The organism is Agriterribacter sp. (assembly GCF_035445465.1).
Lineage (GTDB): Bacteria > Bacteroidota > Bacteroidia > Chitinophagales > Chitinophagaceae > Agriterribacter.
On record NZ_DAOMQT010000025.1, the window covers coordinates 34,076 to 58,006 of the forward strand.

Below are 23,931 nucleotides of genomic sequence, written 5' to 3' on the forward strand. Positions count from 1 at the left end.
CAGGGCATATGACCAACCTGAAAAACAGTATGGTATTTTTTATAGCGGTGTTTGTAAACCTTGTGGCAGCAGCGCAAATAATAATAACACCCCGGTTGCCTGCGGCAGGGCTGTTGCAGCAACAGCAGTTGTGGAACCTGCTTTTAGTGAACACCAGTAATTACAGCGGGGCAATGCAGTTGCAAATGATAATGACAGATATGGTTACCGGTCAAAAAATAATAGCCGCTACCTCCCGTTCATTTACACCCGGTAAAGGAGCTACCTTAATAAAAGAAACAGATGTCGCGCCTGTTCAGTATAATTATTTTAGCACAACTCCAATATCAGGCAACGGAAGCGCAAACCTGCTGGCTGCAGGAAGGTATATGATCTGCTATACCGTTATCAGCTACGATGATAAACCGCTCCAGTCCTTTGCCGAAGCGTGTGAACCAGTGGAGATAGCGCCGCTTTCTCCTCCGCAACTGATCTCCCCGCCGGATACCACATGGATAGAAACCGCTTATCCCGGCTTTGCATGGCTGCCCCCCGCACCCGCAGCAATGGTACCGCAATTGCGATACGAACTGTTTTTGACAGAGATGAAGAAAGGCCAGAATGCATATGAGGCCATTCAGAAAAATACACCGGTATATATGCAGCAGTATATTACCGCACCTTACCTGCTATACCCGTCTGCTGCACCATCATTGGAGCCGGGAAAGCAATATGCATGGCAGGTCATCGCTAAAAACGGTGAAGTATATGCGCAGCAAACGGAAGCATGGAGCTTTGGCATCAAAAATGATTCCCCTGTTGCTATAAAAGATACCAGTGCCTATCCTAAACTGGCAAAGGGTTACGATGCCCATTCCTATATATGCCGGGGCGATATAAAATTCGAATATAACAATGAAGCAGGCGATTCAATAGTAAGCATAGCCATATATGAATGGCAGAACGGGCAACAAAAAAAAGTGGAGAACAGTCACCTGCATATGAAGCCCGGGCAGAATTTTATTGAAATGGAATTAACTGTAACAGGAAAGTTAAGGCATGCACAGGTATACCTGCTGGAAATAATAAACAACAGGAAGGAAACCTGGAATTTTAAGTTTCTATACCTGAAGGAAGAATAGGCAGAACAGATACACAACTAACTTAGAAAAACACCATTTTAATGATCTACCTGTTTTTAAGCAGGCGCCGTAAGGGAGGCGCTACCATTTTATTATCGGTATTTTTTTTACAGTTCTGCTGTACGCTTTACGGTGGTGCATGGGGCAACGCTTTCATTCAAAGCAGCTATTCTCACGTGTTAGGTTCCTGTACTTTACCATCACCTGTTCTTCCGGGAAATATTCCGGGTAATACTGCTGTACACTATCCGGTGGTAATACCCGCTGATATTACCCAAACCGTTCCTTCAAAAAAGGAAAGCTACACAATGAAAAAAGGGAGAGAAGAAAATAAATTTTCAGGACCGGGCCCGGGGCAGCCTGAAATGCAATCCTTTCAAAGCGTGAACAGCAATAACCTGGTAGATTTATTCAGTGGTGATTTTTCCTATTCCATTCCTTTGGCAGATGCAGGCGGCTATGCTGTAAACATCCATTACCGCAGCGGTATAACAATGGACCAGGAAGCCAGTTGGGTAGGACTGGGATGGAACATCAATCCGGGTACTATAGGAAGGAATATGCGGGGGCTCCCGGATGATTTTAACGGGGAAGATGTGGTTACGAAAACAAGTTCCCTCCGCCCTAACTGGACAGCAGGCGGGAATGTAGCACTCGGGCTTGAACTTTTTGGTTTGGAGCTGAATAATTTTAATATCGGTTTAAACGGCTCCCTGTTTTACAATAATTATAAAGGAATAGGTATTTCTGCAGATGCATCAGCAGGTTATCAGTCGTCTGTTGGAAGCAAGGGTTCACTTACAGCAGGGATAGGACTTCAATCCAATTCCCAGAGTGGCGTAAGCATTGCGCCTTCTTTTGCAATGGAATTCAGGAACAGGAACGCGGAAGTGAGTGGCATACAATCTAATGGATTTTCGGCAGGCACTTCTTTCAGCACACGTAGCGGACTGCAATCTTTAAGCATTGCCTCAACAGGACGTTTGAAATATAAAAATGACACGCGCAATAATGAACAATCCGGATCCGGTTCTTTTTATACCGCTTCGCGCGACCTGGTAAATATTTCATTTGCCCGCCAGGCATATACGCCATCTGCTAATATATCTTTTACCAGCTACCAGTTCAGCTTCAACCTCAAACCGGGAGGTGAGGTCTTTGGCACGCATCCCAATATTTCCTTCGGCGGCTTTTTTTCACGGCAATACATAGCCGAAGATGATAAAAAACAGGAGTTTCCGGCTTTCGGCTACATGTATTATCAAAAAGCCCGGGATATTCCAAACGCCCTGCTCGATTATAATCGCGAAAAGGAACTCACCTACCGCGCTACTCCTCCTGTTCCGCATATCGCCATCCCTAATTATACCTACGATGTGTATAGTATTACGGGAGAAGGCACAGGAGGCATGTTCCGTCCTTACCGGGGAGACATTGGTTTTGTAAGGGATGCTGATACGCGTTCCAAAAGTCTTGATGGGAGTATTTCGCTGGATCTGGGCGCCGGGAACCTTGTACATGCGGGTTATGATGTGCGGGTAAATTCGGCGGTAACCGCTAACAACGCATGGACTGAAGGCAACCTGATGGCCACACAACTGCCTTTTAAAGAAGCCGATAGTACCTTTGAAGCTGTTTACTTTAAAAATCCTGCTGAAAAAACCATTAACCTCCAAAGTTACTATGATAAATTAGGTGATACAGACCCGGTATTACCTGTTATGAGCGCCAATGACGATCCCACACTGTCGCCATTTATTCAACGGTATAAAAACCTGTTGCCGTACGGCAATAAAATAAAAGTAGATTCACTGCACACCCTAAAACGTTTCAGGGATAAGCGCAGCCAGGTGATCAGCTACTTAACTGCTGCCGATGCGGCGTTATTCGGGTTAGACAAAAGCATATGCATCTATCCCGTAAACAGTTTTTTCGCGGGCAAATGTGATGTTGATATTTACAACGGCCCCAATCCGGTGAATAGCGAAGCCATTATAGCTGAAAGCCGCGTTACTTCTTTTCGCAAAAAACATCATCTTTCCGAAATAACCGTGCTGAATGCGGATGGCAGAAGGTATGTGTATGGATTGCCCGTTTATAATACCATACAGAAAGAGGTAAGCTTTAGTGCAGATAAAGCAGTTGCTGATATACAAACAGGATTGGTGGAATACACTCCCGGAACAGATAATACAATACGTAACACCAAAGGCAAAGACAATTTTTACGGGGCGGAAGAAATCCCGGCTTATGCACATTCATTTCTGCTTACAGGAATTGTTTCGGCAGACTATACCGATAAAACGGGGGATGGTATAACCGATGACGATATGGGCGACGCGGTAAAATTTAATTATTGCAGACCGTATGGAAATAATTATATGTTTCGCTGGCGTACTCCCCTTGCTGAAAATAAAGCCACTTATAGCGAGGGGTTGAAAACAGATTACAGCGACGATAAAGGAAGCTATATCTACGGCCAAAAAGAAATATGGTACCTGCATTCAATTGAATCAAAATCAATGATTGCCACTTTTACGCTGAATGACCCGCAGCGGGGAGAACTGCGGGAAGACGCCTTTGGATCGAAAGGGGAAAATGGCGGAACAGATATGCAGCAGCCACTCCGCTATCTTAAACAAATTGATGTATACAGTAAAGCAGATTATGTTAAAAACAAAGAAGCGGCCAAACCGGTAAAAACGGTTCATTTTGAATACAATTATGAGCTTTGCCTGGGCGTTCCTTCCTCTGCTCCGGGCAAAGGAAAACTCACTTTAAAAAAGATATGGTTCACTTATAACAAAAACAACAAAGGCCAAAAAAAACCTTATGTCTTCCTGTATCATCCGAAGGATATAAATGATCCTGGCAGTGACCCAAAAGCGGCATACAATCCCGGCTATGATCCAAAAGGTTTCGATCGCTGGGGAAATTATAAAGATGCCCGGAACAACCCGGCGCAAATGAGCAATGCCGATTATCCCTATACGCTTCAAAACGGTAATGAAACGAACAATGGGAAATGGGATAGCACAAAAGCCGCTATGCATGCGGCGGCATGGACGCTCAGCGACATCGTGCTCCCCTCCGGCGGAAGGCTAAATGTACAGTATGAATCAGACGATTACGCTTATGTGCAAAACAGGAGAGCCATGCAAATGTTCACCATTGCCGGCTTTGGCAGCGCTGCCAGCCTGGGTAATATGACCGGTAATTTATATAGTACGACGGAAGAAGGGTTTAAGGATTGCCGGTATGTATTTGTCAGGCTCCCATCCGCCATCAGCGCTACCCTGCCCGCTGCGGTCAGAAAAGAAATTTTTGAAAAGTATTTATCCGGCACTTCAAAACTTTATTTCCGGCTAAGGGTGCAGATGCCTGGCGACCTGTATGGAAGCGGTAATGAACAGGTTACTACTTATGCGCAATACGAGGATTACGGATTAACAACCGACAATAGTATTATCTGGATTAAAATAAAAGGAACCGGTATAATAAATCACGGCGATGGTGACGCGAGTCCGCTGGTTAAAACTGCATTGCAGGTATTAAAGCTTAACCTGCCATCCAAAGCTTATCCCGGCTCCGACCTTAACGGCAACTTTGACGCGCTGGCAGTAGTAAAAGCCACTTTTGCGGTAATGGGCAATATCAGCGAGCTGTTCCTGAAGTTTCCTGTACAGGCAAGGATCAGAGGATGGGCAAAAAAAGTAAACACCGCCCAATCTTTTGTACGATTGAATAACCCGGAGTATAAAAAATATGGCGATGGCTTAAGAGTGAAGCGGATAACCATTTACGACGGCTGGAATAAAATGACAGGAGGTGCGGAACAGGAGGCAACGTACGGACTGGAATACGATTACACTACCGTTAAAGACATTAATGGCGTTAGAACGGTAATGAGCAGCGGGGTGGCGAGTTATGAGCCCATTATAGGCAATGAAGAAAACCCTTTCAGGGAGCCTGTAGAATATAATGAACAGATAGCACCTTTAGCTCCCGTTAATAATATGTATTCGGAGCATCCGCTGGGAGAAGCATTTTTTCCTTCCGCTTCCGTTGGATACAGTAAAGTAAGAACGCGGGGCATTCATTACAAAGATATTAAATCCGCAAGCGGTTACGAAGAATCGGAGTTCTATACCACGTATGATTTTCCCGCAATAGTGGAGCATACGCCGCTTGAAAAAAGAAAATATCATTCAGAAAATCTCCTGCAGATCCTGAACCTGTATTCCAAAAAAACGCTGACCTTTTCGCAGGGTTTTAAAATAGAGATTAATGATATGAACGGAAAGCTGAAAGGTACCGCTTCTTATCCTGAAAATGATCCGGCTAACCCTTTAGCCTATACAAAGTATTATTATAAAGTACAGGATGAGAACACGGAAGTTAAACGATTATCCGGTACGGTGGCAGTTGCAGACTCCGCCAACGGGCATATTAATATGCAGGCGGAAATTGGAAAAGATATTGAACTGATGGTTGACATGCGGGAACAGGAATTCAAATCACAGGGTGCAGGCATGGAATTCAATATAGACGGATTTCTGATTGGTATTTTGCCTGTAACCATTCCTTTTCCCTGGTTTATACCCCACTTTGAAATGAACCGCTTCCGCTCGGTAGCTATAACTAAAGTAGTACAGCGCTATGGTATTGTTGATAAGATGATGGTATATGAAAAAGGCAGTTTGGTTACAACTGAAAATATTTTATATGATGGCGAAACGGGAGATGTGCTGCTGACCAAAACACAAAACGAATTTAACGACCCCATCTACCAGTTCAACTATCCCGCACACTGGGCTTACAGCGGTATGGGAAGCGCGTATAGCAATATTGGTGCGGTATTTCATAATGTTAGCTTCAGTAATGGTAAGCTTATTAATGCTCCCGGGTATCCGGGCATTGAAAAATATTTTGAAAGCGGCGATGAAATCAAAGTGTTTAACGGGCTGGAAAAACAGTTGGAGAATAACGGCATAAATATATGTACCGGTTTGGGTATCTGTAACCAGCCTGTTATGATGCCTGCGGTCACTAAAAAAATATGGGCCGTGGATGCCGGTAAAATTCACTACAATAAAGGACTAAGCGGCATGTATTTCATTGATGAAAACGGTAAATTTTTTACCGGAACGGGAAACGACCTGCAAATACTGCGCTCGGGCATGCGCAATATGGCAGCTACCGGCATTGGCAATATCCGGAGCTTGCGAAACCCGGTGCAGCAGGTAGCCGGGAAATGGAGATTAGTGCTGGATAGCACCATTGGGGTAATTAACAGCACAGCGCAATCGTATAAAGATCTCTGGAAAGTCGAAGATGCCAGGTATCTGCCCCAAACGATTACTACAAAAATAAACGCGGTGAAGAAAATAGTGCTTAGCCCGGTAAGTTCATTTTCCATCTATTATAATCAAAAGCTCAGCGGAAGGGGGTGTACATTTAATGGTACAGAATACAGGGCTTATACCAATGCTCCCTATTTTGAATCATTGCATCGAAAAAGAAATCCCGGGGGAGCCTGTGCGTATCTGAGCAGGGAAAAGAGCTGGTTGAAATTTGATCTTACAGCCATCCCTTCCGGGGCTACTATTGTTAGCTCAAGCCTTGCATTGTATCCGCATTACGGGCTGCATGAAGAAAGTGACAGCAGAGGGTTTGACTGGGATTATACTACCCGCGACCATAATGCCGCAACGCCGCATAAATTACTCGATCCTAATGCCGGCCGGCTTCAAAGCAATGCCATTCTGCACAGGGTTACCAATAAGAACTTATTCAATGATCTTGATCTGAATACCCTTTCTGATAACAATGCGAAAACGCAAAACATATTTAATAACAGAAGTCTTGATGAATTAACCAAAGCCGTTATTCCCGCCACAAAAAAGCAAAACAGCTTTATTGTGGATGTTAAAAATATGGTAGCAGGGATGGTAAGGGATCCCGGTCAGGACGCCTATATCCAGATAAGTCCGGAAGCGCCGGAGGGACTTACCACTGAACCTGTACGTGTTTGCTTCTGGGCAACCAACAGTTATACACAGGACTATGTAAACGGATGTAATGCATATGCTCCCGGCAACAGTAATATTATTACCAGCCTCCAGGCGCAGGCGCAACAAAACAGGCTTGCTGCAATAGCGCCCGCCCTGGCTATTCCCGGATGCACCAGTTGCAGCAATGTAACGAATGGTTATGATGCCGGCGCCAAATTAAATATTCCCTGCTCTACGGCTCCGCAGTTAACCATTGAATATACAGCCTGTGGCAATGGTGAAAGACTTATACAGGAATGTGATTCCTTTTACTGTGAGCAAACAGTTGCCACAGATGCCTGTATTTCACAAATAGCCGATACTGCCACTAACCCTTACCGTTGGGGTATATTGGGTAACTGGCGTATGGATAAGGCATACCGTTATTACGGGAACAGAACGGAATCCGGTATTCCGGAAAACAACAGCGCCACCAATATCCGTACCTATGGTACCATAACCGGGTTCAATCCTTACTGGATATTTACTACAAACGGAATAACAGCCGGTTCAGATACTGTTCGCTGGGTTTGGAATACACAAAGCACGCAATTTAACCGGAGAGGATATGAAACAGAAAACAAAGATCCTCTTGGCAGATACAATACGGTGCAGTATGGGTACTATGAAACTATGCCGGTTGCTATTACTCAAAATTCAAAATATACGGAGCAGGCATTTGAAGGGTTTGAGGATTATGAATACAATAATAACAAATGCGATATTCCGTGCACTATTCAAAAGCATATTCCTGCCACAGCTTTACAGCGCTATATTGTTAATGAAGAAGCCCATAGCGGAAAATTCAGCCTGGGGATACCTGCCGGAAGCGATGTAAAAATAATGATCAAATTGGGAGACACTTTGCGCACAGAGATATCTCCCGGTATGCGGTTTAATTCGGATACAGCCTTTCGCAGCACCGTTAACCGGGTGAATAACGGAGCCGGGTTAAAAGCTACTGTTTACAGCAACTACAATTACTGGAACGATAATTACGGATTAGACGCATACAATTACAGTGCCGGCACTGCGACGCCTGTTATAAAAGACCGGGTAGATATTAATTACGACAGGAGAAGTACAACCCGGAACAAGCTCGGATTAACCAGGAACCAGCATTTTTATAAAGTGGTATGGGAAGGCTATATGACCCTTCGAAAAGGCAACAGTACGGCAAATACAGATCCCGAGGGTCTTTACCAGTTTAGCGTGGCAGCCGATAATGCTTTTAAATTATGGATAGATGATAACCTGGTATTGAATGCTTTCCCTAATGACCCGGTATATTTTAGCAATGCACGGAATACCTCTCTGTACAGTGATCCTGTAAAATTGTACCATGGCAAATACTATAAAATAAGAGTAGAGCATACCGATGGCGAAGGGGAAGGGCTTGCCGTTCTTAACTGGAAAAAACCCAATGCTATAAATCCTGAAATCATACCTGTAAGCAATTTTCATAACAGTGTGCGTACAGCGGAAGCAGCTATTGTTAAAAACACAACTCGTTGTATAAGTTGGGAGGGTACAAGAACTTCAGACAATATCATTTATGATGAGTTTTCGCCCGCCGCAGGTAATACCTACCTGGTAAGTGCATGGGCAAAGGAGGATACAAACTGTAAATGCGGTAATTATGAAAACGCGTTAATTGAGATCTATTACACAGACCAATATGGTAACTACTTTTCACAGCACGACCTGCTGAAACCATCAGGAAATATTATTGAAGGCTGGCAGAGGATTGAAGAAGCGATAATAATACCCGCAGGTGCTAAAAAAATGGAGATCTATCTGAAAGCGGCAGGCAACAGGGGCAATTCGGGAAAAATATTTTTTGACGACTGGCGCTTTCTTCCATACAATGCCAGTATGAGATCATTTGTGTACGATGCCGTAAGCCTCCGGCTGATGGGCGAGCTGGACGAAAATAATTACGCTACATTTTATGAATATGATGATGACGGATCATTGACACGGGTGAAGAAGGAAACGGAGCGCGGTATTAAAACAATTAAAGAAACCCGTAATAGCCTAAAATAAAACATCATGATATTAACCGGGAGAACACCAGTCGTTTTATTGCTGCTGCTGCTGATCACAGGCAATACCTATACCCAGCATTTTGACCTTGCTGCAGAAGAATTGCAAAAGATAAGGAATGCTTATTCCGGCACGGGTTATAATAGTTTTACGATCCAATATCAATACGCAATGGAAAGTGCCCCGGAAAAAATAGCAGATGCCCTTACTGTTTATTTCAAAATAAAAGGCAGCAATTACTATTGCAAAACGGATAATATGGAATTCATTCAAAACGACAGTGTGAATGCCGCCATATATCATAACGAAAAAACCATAGTGCTCACCAATGCTACCGCCCCTATTGAAAAAGGAAGACTGGTAATTGACGACTGGGATTCCGCTTTCATAGCAGCTAATATACATTTCGTATCCATCACAGACAATAAAGCTACCCGAACCCTGGTATTTCATTTCGCGCCTGAATCTGATTACAGCCGGTGCTCCATCACCTATAACAAAAACACCTTCCTGCCCCAAAGAATAGATTATATACAACGGGCAACGCAAAATCTGGAGGCCGGTAAAACAAAGCCCAATGGCATTATTATTACCGCTAAGTTTTTGGAGCATAGTAAAGCGGCTTTTAAAGAAACCATTTTTGATTATACAAAATTTATAAAAAAGCAAAACAATAAATGGGCAACCGTTGCTACCTATGAAAGTTATTCAGTAGTAAACAATGTGTATTGAAATAACAGGCCAACGACAGGAGAAGCTTTGGATGAATGCCATATTGTTACTGCATTAAAGGAATAACAACACCAGGTCATTGCCACTCTCTGCTGAAGCTGATGCACTACCCCTTCCTGCCCGAAGGAAGTAAAGATCAAAAGAAGCGGAGAGCAGGCAAGACCAAACCGCAAACCAAAAAGCACCCGGCTTATGCTAAAACACCTGTGCATGCTGATATTGGGAATATGCTTCCTGAATACCGTTGGGGCAGTTGAAGAGCCTGCTATTATTGCCCCGCTCGAAGGATACCTTGGCCAGCTAAAGCCCGGCTCCTTTGCCCAGGTGCAGGATATGGGCTTTTACGCCGACCAGGAACGTAACCCGCATAAGTTCGAAGCAACCTTTACCCGTAACATCATTACATTTTCCATTGACGAAGCATCTCCTTTTTTCCTGAGATCACCTTTTGAAGCAACCATCGTATACCGTTTATACTATAGCTTTAAAACCGCGCCGTATAATGAAGACTCACTTGCCGAAAATCAAACCCTCACTATTAATTACGATACCGCAAAAGGAAAATCGATCAAAACAAAAAACAGTTTTGTGTTTGAAAATGCTGTTTGGGTAAGGCTCAACATAGTAAGCGTTACTACCAGCGCTGAAGGGTGGAACCCCCTGCCATCTCTTAAAATAACCAATGAGCTGCAGATAGAAAGAGTATACAACTTTGATTGTGATGAAAATAAAGTTCCGCAAATTGATTTTAATCCTCCTTTGGAAAACGATGCCGGTGAACTGGATGTTTTCTGGCAACCGGCAGAAGGAGCAGACGAATACGACCTGGAATGGACTTATATTGACCAACCGGCATACGATGCCCATGTATATGGCAGTCCCGGCACTGAATACTTTGAAAAAAATGTATTTAAAAATAACGCGGCGCGGGTTACCTTAAACCATACGGTACATCATTATCCTGTTCCGCTGCTATACAATAACCACGGCTGGCTGATTTTCAGGGTGCGACCGGTGCAGGTAAAGCCCTCGGGGCAGCGTACAGAAGCCAACTGGAGCGCCTCTAACACATTTGAATGTAAGCAGGGTCACGAAGACAAATTGAACTGGCAGGCATCAACGAGCTTTGCTGAGGAAGGCAGGCGCAAAAGTGTTTTACAATATTTTGACGGCAGCTTGAGAAACCGGCAAACCGTTACCAAAGACAATACGGAAAACACAACCGTAGTTGCCGAAGCTTTTTACGATTATCAGGGAAGACCTGTTATACAGGTACTCCCCGCTCCCACCATCAGCAAACTGATAAAGCATACGCCGGGGTTCAACCATTTCCTGAATACAACTGAATATTATAAAGACAATTATGATAAGCTTTTGCCAAACCGCGACTACTGCGATGGAGCTGCACCTGCTTTAGATCCGGAGAAGGGCGGCGCTGCTCAATATTACTCGCCCCAAAATCCCCAAAAAACAGAAGGGAACAATAAGCTTATCCCCGATGCTAACGGTTTCCCCTACACGGAAACGAAATACCTGCAGGACAATACGGGCCGCATTGCCGCACAAAGCGGTGTTGGACCCTATCACCGGTTGGCTACAGAACATGAAACCAGGTATTACTACGGCAATCCCGATCAAACAGAACTGGATGCACTATTCGGAACGGAAGCAGGAGATGCCTCGCATTATTTTAAACATATGGTGAGAGATGCTAACGGGCAATATAAGGTATCTTATATAGATATGCACGGCCGCACTGTAGCCACGGCATTGGCAGGAGACCTGCCTGGCGGTATGAAATTAGAGCGTCTTCCTTCCAAACAGGATGACTATATTACCAAAACGCTCACAAATGTTTCTAATAATGTTATTAAAGGCATTACTATCGAAAGCAGCAAAGGGTTACTGGTAGCAAAGCCAGGGAACCATACATTCAGCTACTCACTTTTGCCCGACACGGTTAATATAAACAACTGTGCAGGTACGGATATATGTTATACCTGCTCCTATACCCTTGAAATTACCATTAGTGATGATTGTGGTAACAAACAATTTGGCGGCAACCCTTTTGTGTATACCGGCGTTGTTGGTAATATCAGTGATGCATGCAGCAACTTACCCGCATTGTTTACCCGTAATTTCGATAAAGTGCTGGAAGAGGGAAGCTATACCATTACCAAAAAACTAACTATCCGGGATGAGGCGCTGCAAACCTACCAGGCAGCTTTTGACACCACTGATTTGTGCAAAACCCTGCAGGATTTTGTAGAAGAGCAAAAGCAGGTATTTTTGAACAGTACCAACAGCTGCGCTACACCCTGCCTTAATTGTCAACAGCAACTGGATGCTTCACAACAGGCTTTCCTTAACCGGTTTATTGCAGATAACGGCTTAAATGCGAACCTTGAAACCGACAGGCGGCTGGCTACAGCAGCCTATGAAAAGTTATCAGCGCAATGTGAAGAACTTTGCGGCGGCGCCCAACAAAAAAATTATCTAGCTAACCTGCGCATGATGATGCTCCGGGATGTAACGCCCCCTTACGGACAATATGCTAATATTGAAGATCATACAGGCACTGCAGATAATAAGCAGTATTACATTAATGGTATTTTTGGACCCATTAGCTCCGGAAACAGCAGCTGCCGTTATACCATTTCTTCATTGCAGTATAAACATGCAAACGGTACCCCTGCAACAGTTACCATACTGCGTAACGGCAATTGGGTTACGCTTACACCGCAACAATTAACGATAGCGGAGTTTGTGTTGAATTTTGAACCTTCATGGGCGGAAACCCTGGCAGACAATCTGCATCCGGAACGCATGCAATATGCTATATTGAATACAACCCCTGTTGTAAACAATCAGCCGGCTGTTGGGAGCAGCAGCTACAACTGGGACATGGATTTTATCGGTACCGGAACATTTGAAGAAGCGCAACAAAAAGGTTATCTCAATCCAACGAATAATATAGCCTTTACCCGCAGGTATCCCACATTATTTGCCGGCAGCAGTGTAAATGCCGATCCTTTCTTCAAAATGCATCCCATACTGCGCAACCAGATGCAGGTATTTATGCAGCAGGTAACTGCAGCCGGAAGTTATACCGCCGACATCTGGAATGCCGCTTCCTTTGCCGGGTTTTGCAGCCACGAAGGTGATGAAGCATGTATGCAAAAGCAAATAACTGATCCCTTTAGCACACAGGGTTGTACGGCCGACCTTGATGTGGCATGGCAGGCCTTCAGGGCAATATACAAATCAAAGAAGGATGAGTTGATACTGGCTATGGTTAAAAGCAATACCGGCAGCGCTCCTGTAATTGATGAAACAAAATACCGTTCTTATTTTTCGGACATCTACACCAATATTAAGTATGGCACAGGAATAAACGATATTAATAATAAGAATGAAGCAGAAGCCGCTTTACAAAATTTTTACCAGGATCAAAGCTCCTGCAATAGCTACGCTGAGCTTTGGTGGAATAAGCTGAGCCCATGTGATATTCACAAATTGCTTCCTTATAAAACTGTATTGTTGGCCGACCTGGTAACTGTTTGTGCCAAAGGATCAGATGCCAGCCACCCGATGGGCGCCAGTTCTATAGCGCCGGGCGTAACCAATACCTACCAGAATTTCGGTGAAGTAATTGCACATTATGTTCAATTATACAATACCGCCAACCCCGCCACTCCTATTGGCGTACCGGATTGCAATGGAAGTTTGATCAGCTTCCCTGCTGCTTATTCTATGCCGCAGGTATGGACCGGTAAACCCGTGATCACGAAGCCCGAACCATGTGAATGCGAAAAATTAGCACAACTGCACCATGCGTATACGCAGGAAAACAATGATGCCGGTTTCGGCGCTTATATAGAGCGTGTGCTACACACTACTGTGCGCAACGGTATGCTGGATACCCTGCTGAACCTTTGTTCCGGGGCTATTGATTGTAAGTTTATTTCCACTGCTGTTTATCTTCCCCCGGCATTGCAGTGTGGCACAGAGAATGCCTGTGTACCCTGCACCGCCATTAAGGAAGGCTTTGATGCTTTCGCCAGCGCCTACCCGAATGCTGCACCCCGTTTTGAGGAAAGCACGCCTGAGCAGCAAAACATAAATCAATTGTTCGCCTATTATATGAATAACCGCTTTGGCTTTGCGAAACAGGCGCAGGAGTATTTATCGTTTATGGATAGTTGTGAGGTAAAAGTGCTGAATGGTTGCGACAGTCTCAACAATTTGACCAGGAGTTTTAACAAAGACGTAAACCCATACCGGGTGGAGGCTTTTTGTCATTCGAACGAGCTTGATCCGCCGCTTATTAAGGATTTAAATACAATTGTGAGTGATGGATACCTGCACTGGCCAAAAGCCATACGCGATACTACCGGGCGTAACTGGGTATATTTTCAGCACAGAAGGGCGGGCTCATCATTTTGCCTGGAAAACGGCTATTCTATAGAGTTCAGGTTCAAGTCGCTTAAAAAAGTGTTGCGCCCCAACGACGATGTGTTTTATTTTACTGACCGTAATACGGGCTTTGTGCTGCACAGGCGGGAAACTGACCGCCGCGGCTTTCACCTGCTTTCTATAAATGCAATTAATCCGGAAGATGAAAGACCGGTAAATATCCATAGCGGACTTATACTGATGGACGAAGATCCGGATGTAATTTATAAAGCATGGAGTGTGATTAAGCTGGAAGTTAAAGCGGCGTACATCAGTATCTATTATAATGGCAGGCTGATTAAACAGGCTGCCCGAACTACGATGCCATTACGTAACTGGCCGGCATTTACACTTGCTTTTTTAGATTACCAGGCAGCGCTCGACTGGATTCGGGTGTATGATGGCAATGATGTGCCGGTTTATTTTGACGACTTTAACAGTACGGATACGCGGTCAACGGTTAGCCCGTCTTTTGTTTGCCCACAACCTGTGCCGGATTGCCAGGCAGCCTTTATAAAATATTATAACCAGCAAAGGGGAACCAGCTATACTTACGGGCAAATTGATTCCGTTTACTTTAATACCTGTGGAAAACATTTGGATGTATGCGGTAACAATAACCTGTTGAAAGATTCATTAATACGCCTGGCTGATGCCTATAAAGCAAACTATAATTCTATTGATGATAGTGGCGTTGATACCGGGCTCCCTCCCGTTTATTGGGTTACCGGAGGGTATTCTTCTTATACCGGGCTCCCCGTTAGTTCCAGTAATTTGTCTGTGATTGCAGATACCGGCGTTTTGCACATGCCCACCGGGTCGGATCCATTGTATTATTCTTCCATAGGGTATAGAAATCTTAAAGGAATCTGTATTGAAAATGAATATGCAGTTGAAGTAAGAATAAAAAATCCCGTTGCTGCATCCCAGGGCGGCGATGTAGTAATGAGCGCCAGCACGCATAGTATCAACATTGACAGTAGCGATATTGATGAAGATTTTGCTGTTGACTTTGTACCCAACCGGCCAAACGCCTCATTTTACAGGTTACGCGGCGTATTGCATTACGACACCTCCTTTAGCTATAAGGATTTCCAGGACTGGCGTATTATCAAAATGTCGGTTAAAACGGATTCTTTCCGGGTATATTACGAAGGAAACCTGATCTTCAGGGCACCGAGGGACGGAAGGAGCTTTATTGACAGAATTGATCCATACCTGTCATTTCAACAGGGGATCAATGTGCAGTTAGACTGGATGAAACTTTATGGAACAAATGATGAACTCATACTTTTTGAAGACTTTAATGATACGGCTAACCTGGCTTCGCATGCCAAAAGCTACCAATGCCCTTCACCAGATTGTATTACCAGGTTTACGAAGTACTTTAATAATCAATGGAGTGAAACATATAGCCCGGATCAAATTGATTCGCTGTATAGCGCCAGTGGCATTGCATTAAATGTTTGTGGTGATAGTACAGCCCCGCCTGTATTCAATCCTGCTCTCCTGCTTTGCCGTAAAAATGCTGCTATCATTCCTGTTGAAGCCCGAAATGAATTACCCTGCGCCGACAGTCTCAGTTTTGCCATAAGTCGCGGATATGAACGGTACGCTGTATATAAAGACTCGGTTCGTGGCAGTTTTACCCGTGTATTCTTAGATAAGTGCCTCCGGGCAGTAATGCATGAAACCTTTGTTGTACACCAGCCGGTAAGCGAATATCATTATACATTGTATTACTACGACCAGGCGGGCAACCTGGTTAAAACCATTCCCCCGCAGGGCGTTCATCCCAATTTTGATGTAAATTGGTTGCAGCACGTAAAACAAGCCCGCACAGAAAATAATATACTGGTTCCTGAACATGGCTTTATAACCCAGTATCGTTACAATACACTTAACCAGGTGGTGCAACAGCAAACGCCCGATGCAGGCGTGAGCCGGTTTTGGTACGACCGGATAGGCAGACTGGTGCTGTCTCAAAATGCGAAACAGGCTGCGTCCTTCTCCGCCGGGGGTGAGGGGCCTGGGGTGACATATAGTTACACGCTTTATGACCACCTCTCCCGTATAACCGAAGCAGGACAATTAAACAATGCCGGTTCCGAAATGAACAACAGCATAAGCCGTACCCCTGTGCAATTGCAAAACTGGATGAACAGTAATGCTTCCTGCAAAAAACAGGTAACTGCTACATTTTACGATCAGCGGGCCGGGGAGAGTTACCTGCAAAAAGACCTGTTGCCGTATATTATGCGTCAAAGCAACCTGCGTAACCGGGTTTCATTTTCTGTATTTACTGAAGCGGGAAACCTGAACAATTATGATTATGCCGTATTTTATAATTACGATATCCACGGAAATATAGATACGATTTTGCAGGATTACGGCTCAGCGGGCGTAATGGCTCAGCAGGGTAACCGCTATAAACGTATTACATACCAGTACGATCTGGTCAGCGGAAAAATAAACCGGGTAAGTTACCAGCCCCGCTTATACGACCCCGTTACTAAGCAATCGGTCATACAGCCTGATGCGTTTTATCATCAATACAGTTACGATGCCGAAAACCGTCTTACAGATGTGTATACCGGTGCGGATGAAACACATTGGGATCATGACGCTCACTACCGGTATTATAAACATGGCCCGCTTAGCCGTGCTGTAATTGGCGAAAACCAGGTACAGGGTATTGATTACGCCTATACCCTGCAGGGGTGGCTAAAGGCTGTAAACGGAGCCTTTACTGAAGAAAACCCGGTTTCAAAAGATGCGTATGGTTTCAGCCTGCACTATTACGGCAACGACTACACGGCTATCAATGCGTCAGGTGCTTATAGCGGCTTAAGTACAAAGTTGGAAATGTTCAATGCATATAAACCGCTGTTCAATGGTAATATCAGCAGCATGGCGGTTAACATTGGCAGGCTGGGCGCCCCGCTTTTGTATAATTACCAGTATGATCAGCTTAACCGGCTTACCGGAATGGATGCATATAAAGGAAATACAACCGGCAAAAATATCTGGGATAATGGCCTTACCGTCACGCAGGAGTATAAAGAAAGCATAAGTTATGATGCCAATGGAAACATACTCGCCTATAACAGGAATGGTTTGGGCTCCGCTTTGGCTATGGATAATCTCACCTATCACTACCAGCCGGGAAATAATAAATTAGACCATGTAAAAGACAGGGTTCCTGCCTCCGCTTATCCTGAAGACATAGACGATCAGCAGCCGGGCAATTATGCTTACGATGAAACTGGTAATTTGATAAAGGACAATGCCGGAGGCATTAGCAAAATAGAATGGACGGTATATGGAAAGATAAAAAGTGTTACCAAAACCAATGGTGAAACAATCGCTTATACATACGATGCGGCGGGAAACCGCATCAGCAAAGAGGTAACCGTTCCCAACGCCACCACTACTACTTTTTATGTGCGCGATGCCAACGGCAATGTAATGGCTGTATACGGTATAAATAACAGGGATAACAAATTACTTTTAAACGAACAGCACCTTTATGGGAGCAGTCGCCTTGGGATCTTCATACCTGCTAAGGATCTTTCGGCAATGCCACTGAAGCCGGTAAATATGGGTTATGGAAATAGCGGCAGTTTAATTATATTTGAAAGAGGCAAAAAGTTCTTTGAACTGAACAATCATCTGGGCAATGTACTGGCAACGGTGAGCGATAAAAAGAAAGGTCATGACGCAGGTAACGGAACCATAGATTATTACGAAGCAGATATAGTGAGTGCGCAGGATTATTACCCGTTTGGTATGGAAATGCCTGCCCGAACTTTCAGGGGCGGGCCGGGAGGTTATCGCTATGGGTTTAATGGCAAGGAGAATGATAATGATGCAGGAGAAGGGATACAGGATTATGGAATGAGGATTTATGACAGGAGGCTGGGAAGGTTTTTGAGCGTTGACCCACTGACAAACAAGTATCCGGAATTAACACCGTACCAGTTCGCATCGAATAGACCGATTGATGGAGTTGACTTGGATGGGTTAGAGTATATTGCTTTCCACCATTATGCCAATGGAGCTGTCGCAAAAACTAAATTTTATAAGATGACCGACAAAGACATCAAGAGATTGGGTGGCACAACAGCAGGTGTTCATTATTCGGTTCCTTTTGGCCCGGGTGGAAGGGGCATTGTTCATTATGCTTATGATGCTGCTGGGAACAGAACGGATGAACGTTGGGAGCAACGCCAAGTTGGAGGAGCATCAGATTTTGAGTTTCACGGCCTGTATTCTGGGGGAGGCTCCGTAACCCACGATGGAAATCCTAAAAGCACAAATTATAATTTCAACGAGCAACCGATAGACTGGGCAGATGCCATAGCCAAGCGACACGATAAGGATTATGCTGCAGTGACAAGCGAGAATTATGCAACTTATCTCGAAGATATAAGGACTTTACAGGCTGATAAGGATATGGTAAATAGAATTGATGATTTTATCTCAAAGAATTGGTATAAAATACGGGGAATGCAACTGGATGGGCCGGAAGGTATTGATACCCCTGTCAGAACAACATCATCGACAGAACTTGAAGGGTCATTATATGGTCAAAGGATTTTGATTAATGCGCTTGGCATCTACAAGCAATGGAAAGTTGAAAACAACAAGAGCAATGATGACAAATACAAAGCTAATAGGGAAGCATTTGGGAAGGTTCATCCTAACACAGCTTTAATCCTTGACAACATACCAGCTGCTAAAAAACAGGAATGATGAGAGTTTATTTTGCAGGAATGATTATCCTTTTGGTTCTTACAACGAGTTGTTGGAATGACAGGGCTGTTACCATTACGAAAGACTATGTGATTAATCCTAATTGGGATAAAGTTGATAATTATTTTGAAGTTTATAGAATGAAGCTAAAAGACAGCAGCAGAACCATCAATTTAAACGCCCCTACCGACATGGAACTTTATCACGGTTTGGTGGAAGACACAAGTTTCTCATTTGTCGCAAATGTCAAATACAATGGAGAAAATTATTTAGATCGAAAAGTATACTTTAATAGATACAATGGTTTCGTTTGGAGAAGGCCTGCGGATATAGACCCAAGTAGAAGTATGACATTTAACGTTATTGGGGAGTTAGAGCAGAATAATTGGTACCTATTAGCCGGATTATCCCAGTTTAAAACTTTATACTACGTCTATCTTGACGAATCGGATAGTCTTCACGTATTTCAAGTAAGTGGAATGACCAATTACTAAAAGGCTTTTACTCGCTTTCTCCTGCTGGCAGAACACTTATGCTAGCCAGCATCTATAGCCAACGAGCTTTCTTTCAATTGAAGATCGCTTTAAAATCCTTTTTTAAATCATCTAAAAGTGTTGGTGTACTTGATGGAATTAATGCTACAGTGGAAGGCATAACTGCACGAAGAGTGTTGATGGGGGACCCTGCAAAAGTTGCAGTTATTGGACGAAATATGGAAAGGGTTGACGTATTTGCTAAGGGGCTTGGAGCTGAAACTTGATTATTGAGATAAGTGATGATATCGGGAACAGGTCTGGTACTGCACAAATCAAACGCTACCAAACTTATGCCGGTACCCCGTACATTTCCCCGGAGAAGGGTATAGGTTCAATTATTCAGGGTTATTGTTACGATTTCTGCAGCATTTTCCAACGCTGCTTTTGCATGACAGGATTGTTTTCATAACCATATTATTCGCAACAAAATAAAAGGCTGACTTTTATTGTCAACCTTTTTAATCCTCTGCGGTGAGGGCGGGATTCGAACCCGCGGTACAGAGTTACCCGTACGGCAGTTTAGCAAACTACTGATTTCAGCCACTCATCCACCTCACCTGTTGCTGAAAGGACGGCAAAAATAGGGTGAATCATCAGAAAACCCAAATATTAAAACCGTATTACCTTAAAATCTTTATATCCTTTTATTACACCTTCCTTAACTGCTACTTCCTGTACTTCTGCACGCGGCGGTCCGTAATGGCACCAGGCAATTAAAGCCTTTACGGCTTCCTCCTCTCCTTCCGCTATTAACACCACAGAACCATCGGGCATATTCTTTACCTCTCCGTTTACGCCTAACCGTTCGGATTGTTCCCTGGCACTTCCCCTGTAAAACACCCCCTGCACTTTTCCTGTTATGGTTATCATCCTGTTTATGGTCATAGCCCGGGTTTTATTCCTACGCTAAAATAAAAAACCCCGGAATAATCACGGGGTTTTTTATGAATCAGTACAAATATTTTTACATGGCAGCCAGTTGTACTTTCTGTTGCAGTTCCACTACACTTTCCCTGAACAATCCGTCGGTATCCATCAGGTCCTTCACGGTTTGACAGGAGTGAATAACAGTGGTATGGTCTCTTCCCCCAAAATGCTCTCCAATTGTTTTTAAAGAGTTTTTGGTGAATTGCTTGGCAAGATACATTGTGATCTGCCGGGCCTGCACAATTTCCCTCTTACGGGTTTTTTGAAGCAACCGTTCATAAGGGAGATTAAAGTAATCACAAACCATTTTCTGGATGGTTTCGATAGTGATCTCCCTTGATGATGTTTTTACAAAATTACGGAGTACTTTTTTTGCCAATTCGAGATCTATTTCCCTCTTGTTAAGCGAAGACTGTGCCAAAAGAGAAATTAAAGCGCCTTCCAGCTCTCTTACATTACTTTGAATATTGTATGCAATGTACTTCACCACCTCTTTAGGCATCTCCAGCCCGTCATTCTTCATCTTCTTTTCCAGGATGTCCATCCGGGTTTCATAATCGGGCAACTGCATATCGGCGCTCAGTCCCCAGCGAAAACGGCTCAGCAATCTTTCCTGCACACCTTCCAGGTCTTTGGGCGATTTATCGGAGGTAAGGATAAGCTGCTTACCGCTCTGGTGCAAATGATTAAAAATAGCGAAAAGCGCATCCTGCGATTTTTCGGCACGGTTAAAAAACTGCACGTCATCCACGATCAGTACATCAATCATCTGGTAAAAATGAATGAAATCATTGATGGCGTTATTACGGCTATGATCCTGGAACTGGTTAATGAATTTTTCCGAGCTTACATATAACACTACCTTGTGCGCATGAAGCCGTTTTACATCGTTGCCTATGGCCTGTGCCAGGTGTGTTTTGCCTAATCCAACACCACCATACACTACCAGCGGGTTAAAGGAGGTAGACCCCGGCTTTTCGGCAACGGTTTTACCTGCCCTGCGGGCTACGCGATTACAATCGCCCTCAATAAAAGATTCAAATGTATATATGGGATTGAGCTGCGAATCAATCTGCATCTTTTTCAATCCCGGAATTACAAATGGATTTTTTACCGGATTATTTATAACCAAAGGAAAGTCCATTTCATTATTCGAATATGTTTTAAAACCATGCCCGGGAACATCCATGGTAAGTGGTTTATTCTTGTCGTTGCCGCTATCTACCATGATACGATATTCCAGTCTTGCTTCTTTTCCTAATTCTCTCTTCAATGTTTTTGCCAGTAAATTTACATAATGCTCTTCCAGGTATTCATAAAAGAATTGGCTGGGCACCTGTATGGTTAAAATTTTATCTTTTAATCCAACAGGCTTAATGGGTTCAAACCAGGTTTTAAAATGCTGCCACTCTACAATATCTTTTATTATGCCAAGACAATTGAGCCATACTTTATCATGTGTTTTATCCATTATCCGTAAAGCAGTTTATATATTGAATTAAGTATATTATAGTTTGTAAGGTTTTTCATTTTTTTAATGTGCATAACGCATCAAAAAAAAGTAGGGCAGGGCGGCGAATATCAACATTTCCTGTTGAAAAAAAAATTTTTTATTCACTTGATTTTTTCCCAATAAGAACAGTGTGCGTGTTTGCCAAACTTTTACTTTTATTCTTCTCAAAAATAAAATCAAGCCTGCCTAATACCATACCACCCCAACCTGCCTGATTAACAATTACATCGCCGCCCAGCTTATTTTTATAAATCACCGGCTTATCCATAAAAGTATGGGTATGTCCGCCAATGATCAGGTCTATATATTCTGTTTCTTTCGCCAAAACCTCATCGCTCATCCTGTTACCTTCCCGGTACCTGTACCCCAAATGCGATAAACAAATAACCATATCACACCCTTCTTTCTTTTTTAAACTGGCAGCAATGCGATTCACGTGCTCAACAGGATCAAGATACTGCGTATTGCCATACAATGCATCTGGTACCAATCCTTTCAGTGCAATGCCAACACCTGTAACGCCAATTTTGAGTTTTCCCTTTTTAAATAGCTTATAGGGAACACACCGGTGCTCCATTGGCGTGTTGGTGAAGTCATAGTTACAGAGCACTACAGGGAAGCTGGCGTACTGCAATTGCGTGGCAAAATTTTCCATTCCCGCGTCAAAATCATGATTACCCATTGTAGCGGCATCATAACGCATTTTACTCATGGCCTTTATTTCGGGCTCCCCTTTATAAAAATTAAAATAGGGCGTGCCCTGGAATATATCTCCCGCATCTAATAACAACACATCTTCTTCTTCACTTCTTATGGTATTAATTAATGCAGCGCGGGCAGCTACTCCTCCCAGTCCTGCATTCCTGCTTCCATCCAAAGGAAAAGGCTCTAACCTGCTATGCACATCATTGGTATGTAAAACAATAAGCTTTTGCACAGATCCTGCATCGCTGCCCAATGCATAATTTGATGTTGCCAGCACACCCCCGCTAATGCAAACAGATTGCTGTATGAATTTTCTTCTACTGAGCATAGCTTACGCGACCTTCTATTTGAGCTGCAATTTTTTTCCCCTGTGCATCCTGCTTACTAAAATAATCAATAAATGCATCTCTTATCAGGTAATCTGTTGTTTTTGCAGGAATGGCTTTCAGCATATCACAATTATCGCCGCCATTAACAATATAGTCGGAATTAACGATGTTGTAATGCGCATTCACATTTAAAGATTTCCCTCCTATTATGATATCCGTGGCTTTCTTATCTTTAATTTTCATGGTTAGTCCTGCTACCGGCCATCCGCCCTTTGCGGCGGTAAGATCAAGAAACGCCTGCAACACTTTTCCGTTCACTTCCTGCAATGCCATAAGGTTGTCAAAAGGCATCACTTCATATATATTGCCAATGGTTACCGGTCCCGATCCGATATACGCCATTCTGATACCTCCCGGGTTCAAAAAAGCGGCATCTATGTGTATATCAAATCTTTCGGCTGCGCTTTCGAGTAAAGCATCAGCTAAAAAATTACCCAGTGTGCCTTCAGGTTGCTTTTTCTGCAAAGTAGTTGCCGCTGTTGCCACAACAACCTGCATGCGTTTATGTACACTATCGCCATAAGGCTTTAAGAACGCAGCAAAGCTGGTATCGGTATTACCCGTACTGCTTATCCGGTAATCTGTATATTGAACTGATTGTGGTTGGTAAGAAAGCCGGCAGGATGCTATAAAAATGAAAGCTAATATAGGTACGGAAATACTTTTTTTCATTTGTACAGCTTTTCACTTGCCTGCAGG

Annotated in this window: 9 protein-coding genes and 1 tRNA gene; 5 read left to right on the forward strand and 5 right to left on the reverse strand. The window is 43.6% G+C overall.

The genetic code is table 11. From position 1 onward, the window contains the following. The first annotated feature begins 8 nt into the window (after positions 1-8). The 5 genes from PLE34_RS13195 (at position 9) to PLE34_RS13215 (ending at position 19,656) form a co-directional block, all read left to right on the forward strand. Positions 9-1,121, forward strand: coding sequence for a hypothetical protein (locus PLE34_RS13195; protein ID WP_324557707.1), 1,113 nt, complete (start codon positions 9-11; stop codon positions 1,119-1,121). A gap of 41 nt (positions 1,122-1,162) precedes the next feature. Beyond that, positions 1,163-9,220 carry a PA14 domain-containing protein gene (locus tag PLE34_RS13200; protein ID WP_324557709.1) on the forward strand — a complete coding sequence of 2,686 codons (8,058 nt, stop codon included), beginning with the start codon at positions 1,163-1,165 and terminating at the stop codon, positions 9,218-9,220. A 6-nt stretch (positions 9,221-9,226) separates the two neighbouring features. Further along, on the forward strand, positions 9,227-9,952 hold the full coding sequence (locus tag PLE34_RS13205) for a LolA3 family protein (protein ID WP_324557710.1): 726 nt from the start codon (positions 9,227-9,229) through the stop codon (positions 9,950-9,952). Positions 9,953-10,162: 210 nt separating this feature from the next. After that, positions 10,163-19,162: an RHS repeat domain-containing protein gene (locus PLE34_RS13210; RefSeq protein ID WP_324557712.1), complete on the forward strand. Its 9,000-nt coding sequence runs from the start codon at positions 10,163-10,165 to the stop codon at positions 19,160-19,162. Then, positions 19,159-19,656, forward strand: coding sequence for a hypothetical protein (locus tag PLE34_RS13215; RefSeq protein WP_324557714.1), 498 nt, complete (start codon positions 19,159-19,161; stop codon positions 19,654-19,656). Before PLE34_RS13210 ends, PLE34_RS13215 begins: the two co-directional genes overlap by 4 nt. Before the next feature lie 511 nt (positions 19,657-20,167). Here PLE34_RS13215 and PLE34_RS13220 read toward each other — a convergent pair. The 5 genes from PLE34_RS13220 to PLE34_RS13240 all read right to left on the reverse strand — a co-directional run bounded on the left by PLE34_RS13220 (position 20,168) and on the right by PLE34_RS13240 (position 23,904). Then, a tRNA-Ser gene (locus PLE34_RS13220) sits at positions 20,168-20,256 on the reverse strand. A 51-nt stretch (positions 20,257-20,307) separates the two neighbouring features. Then, positions 20,308-20,583 (reverse strand): acylphosphatase, encoded by a 276-nt coding sequence (locus PLE34_RS13225; RefSeq protein ID WP_324557716.1) that lies wholly within the window; start codon positions 20,581-20,583, stop codon positions 20,308-20,310. 79 nt (positions 20,584-20,662) lie between these two features. After that, positions 20,663-22,096 (reverse strand): chromosomal replication initiator protein DnaA, encoded by a 1,434-nt coding sequence (gene dnaA, locus PLE34_RS13230; protein ID WP_324557717.1) that lies wholly within the window; start codon positions 22,094-22,096, stop codon positions 20,663-20,665. A gap of 139 nt (positions 22,097-22,235) precedes the next feature. After that, positions 22,236-23,171, reverse strand: a complete 936-nt coding sequence (locus PLE34_RS13235; RefSeq protein ID WP_324557719.1) for a bifunctional metallophosphatase/5'-nucleotidase — start codon at positions 23,169-23,171, stop codon at positions 22,236-22,238. After that, positions 23,161-23,904: a 5'-nucleotidase C-terminal domain-containing protein gene (locus PLE34_RS13240; protein ID WP_324557720.1), complete on the reverse strand. Its 744-nt coding sequence runs from the start codon at positions 23,902-23,904 to the stop codon at positions 23,161-23,163. Before PLE34_RS13240 ends, PLE34_RS13235 begins: the two co-directional genes overlap by 11 nt. Between the last annotated feature and the right edge of the window lie 27 nt (positions 23,905-23,931).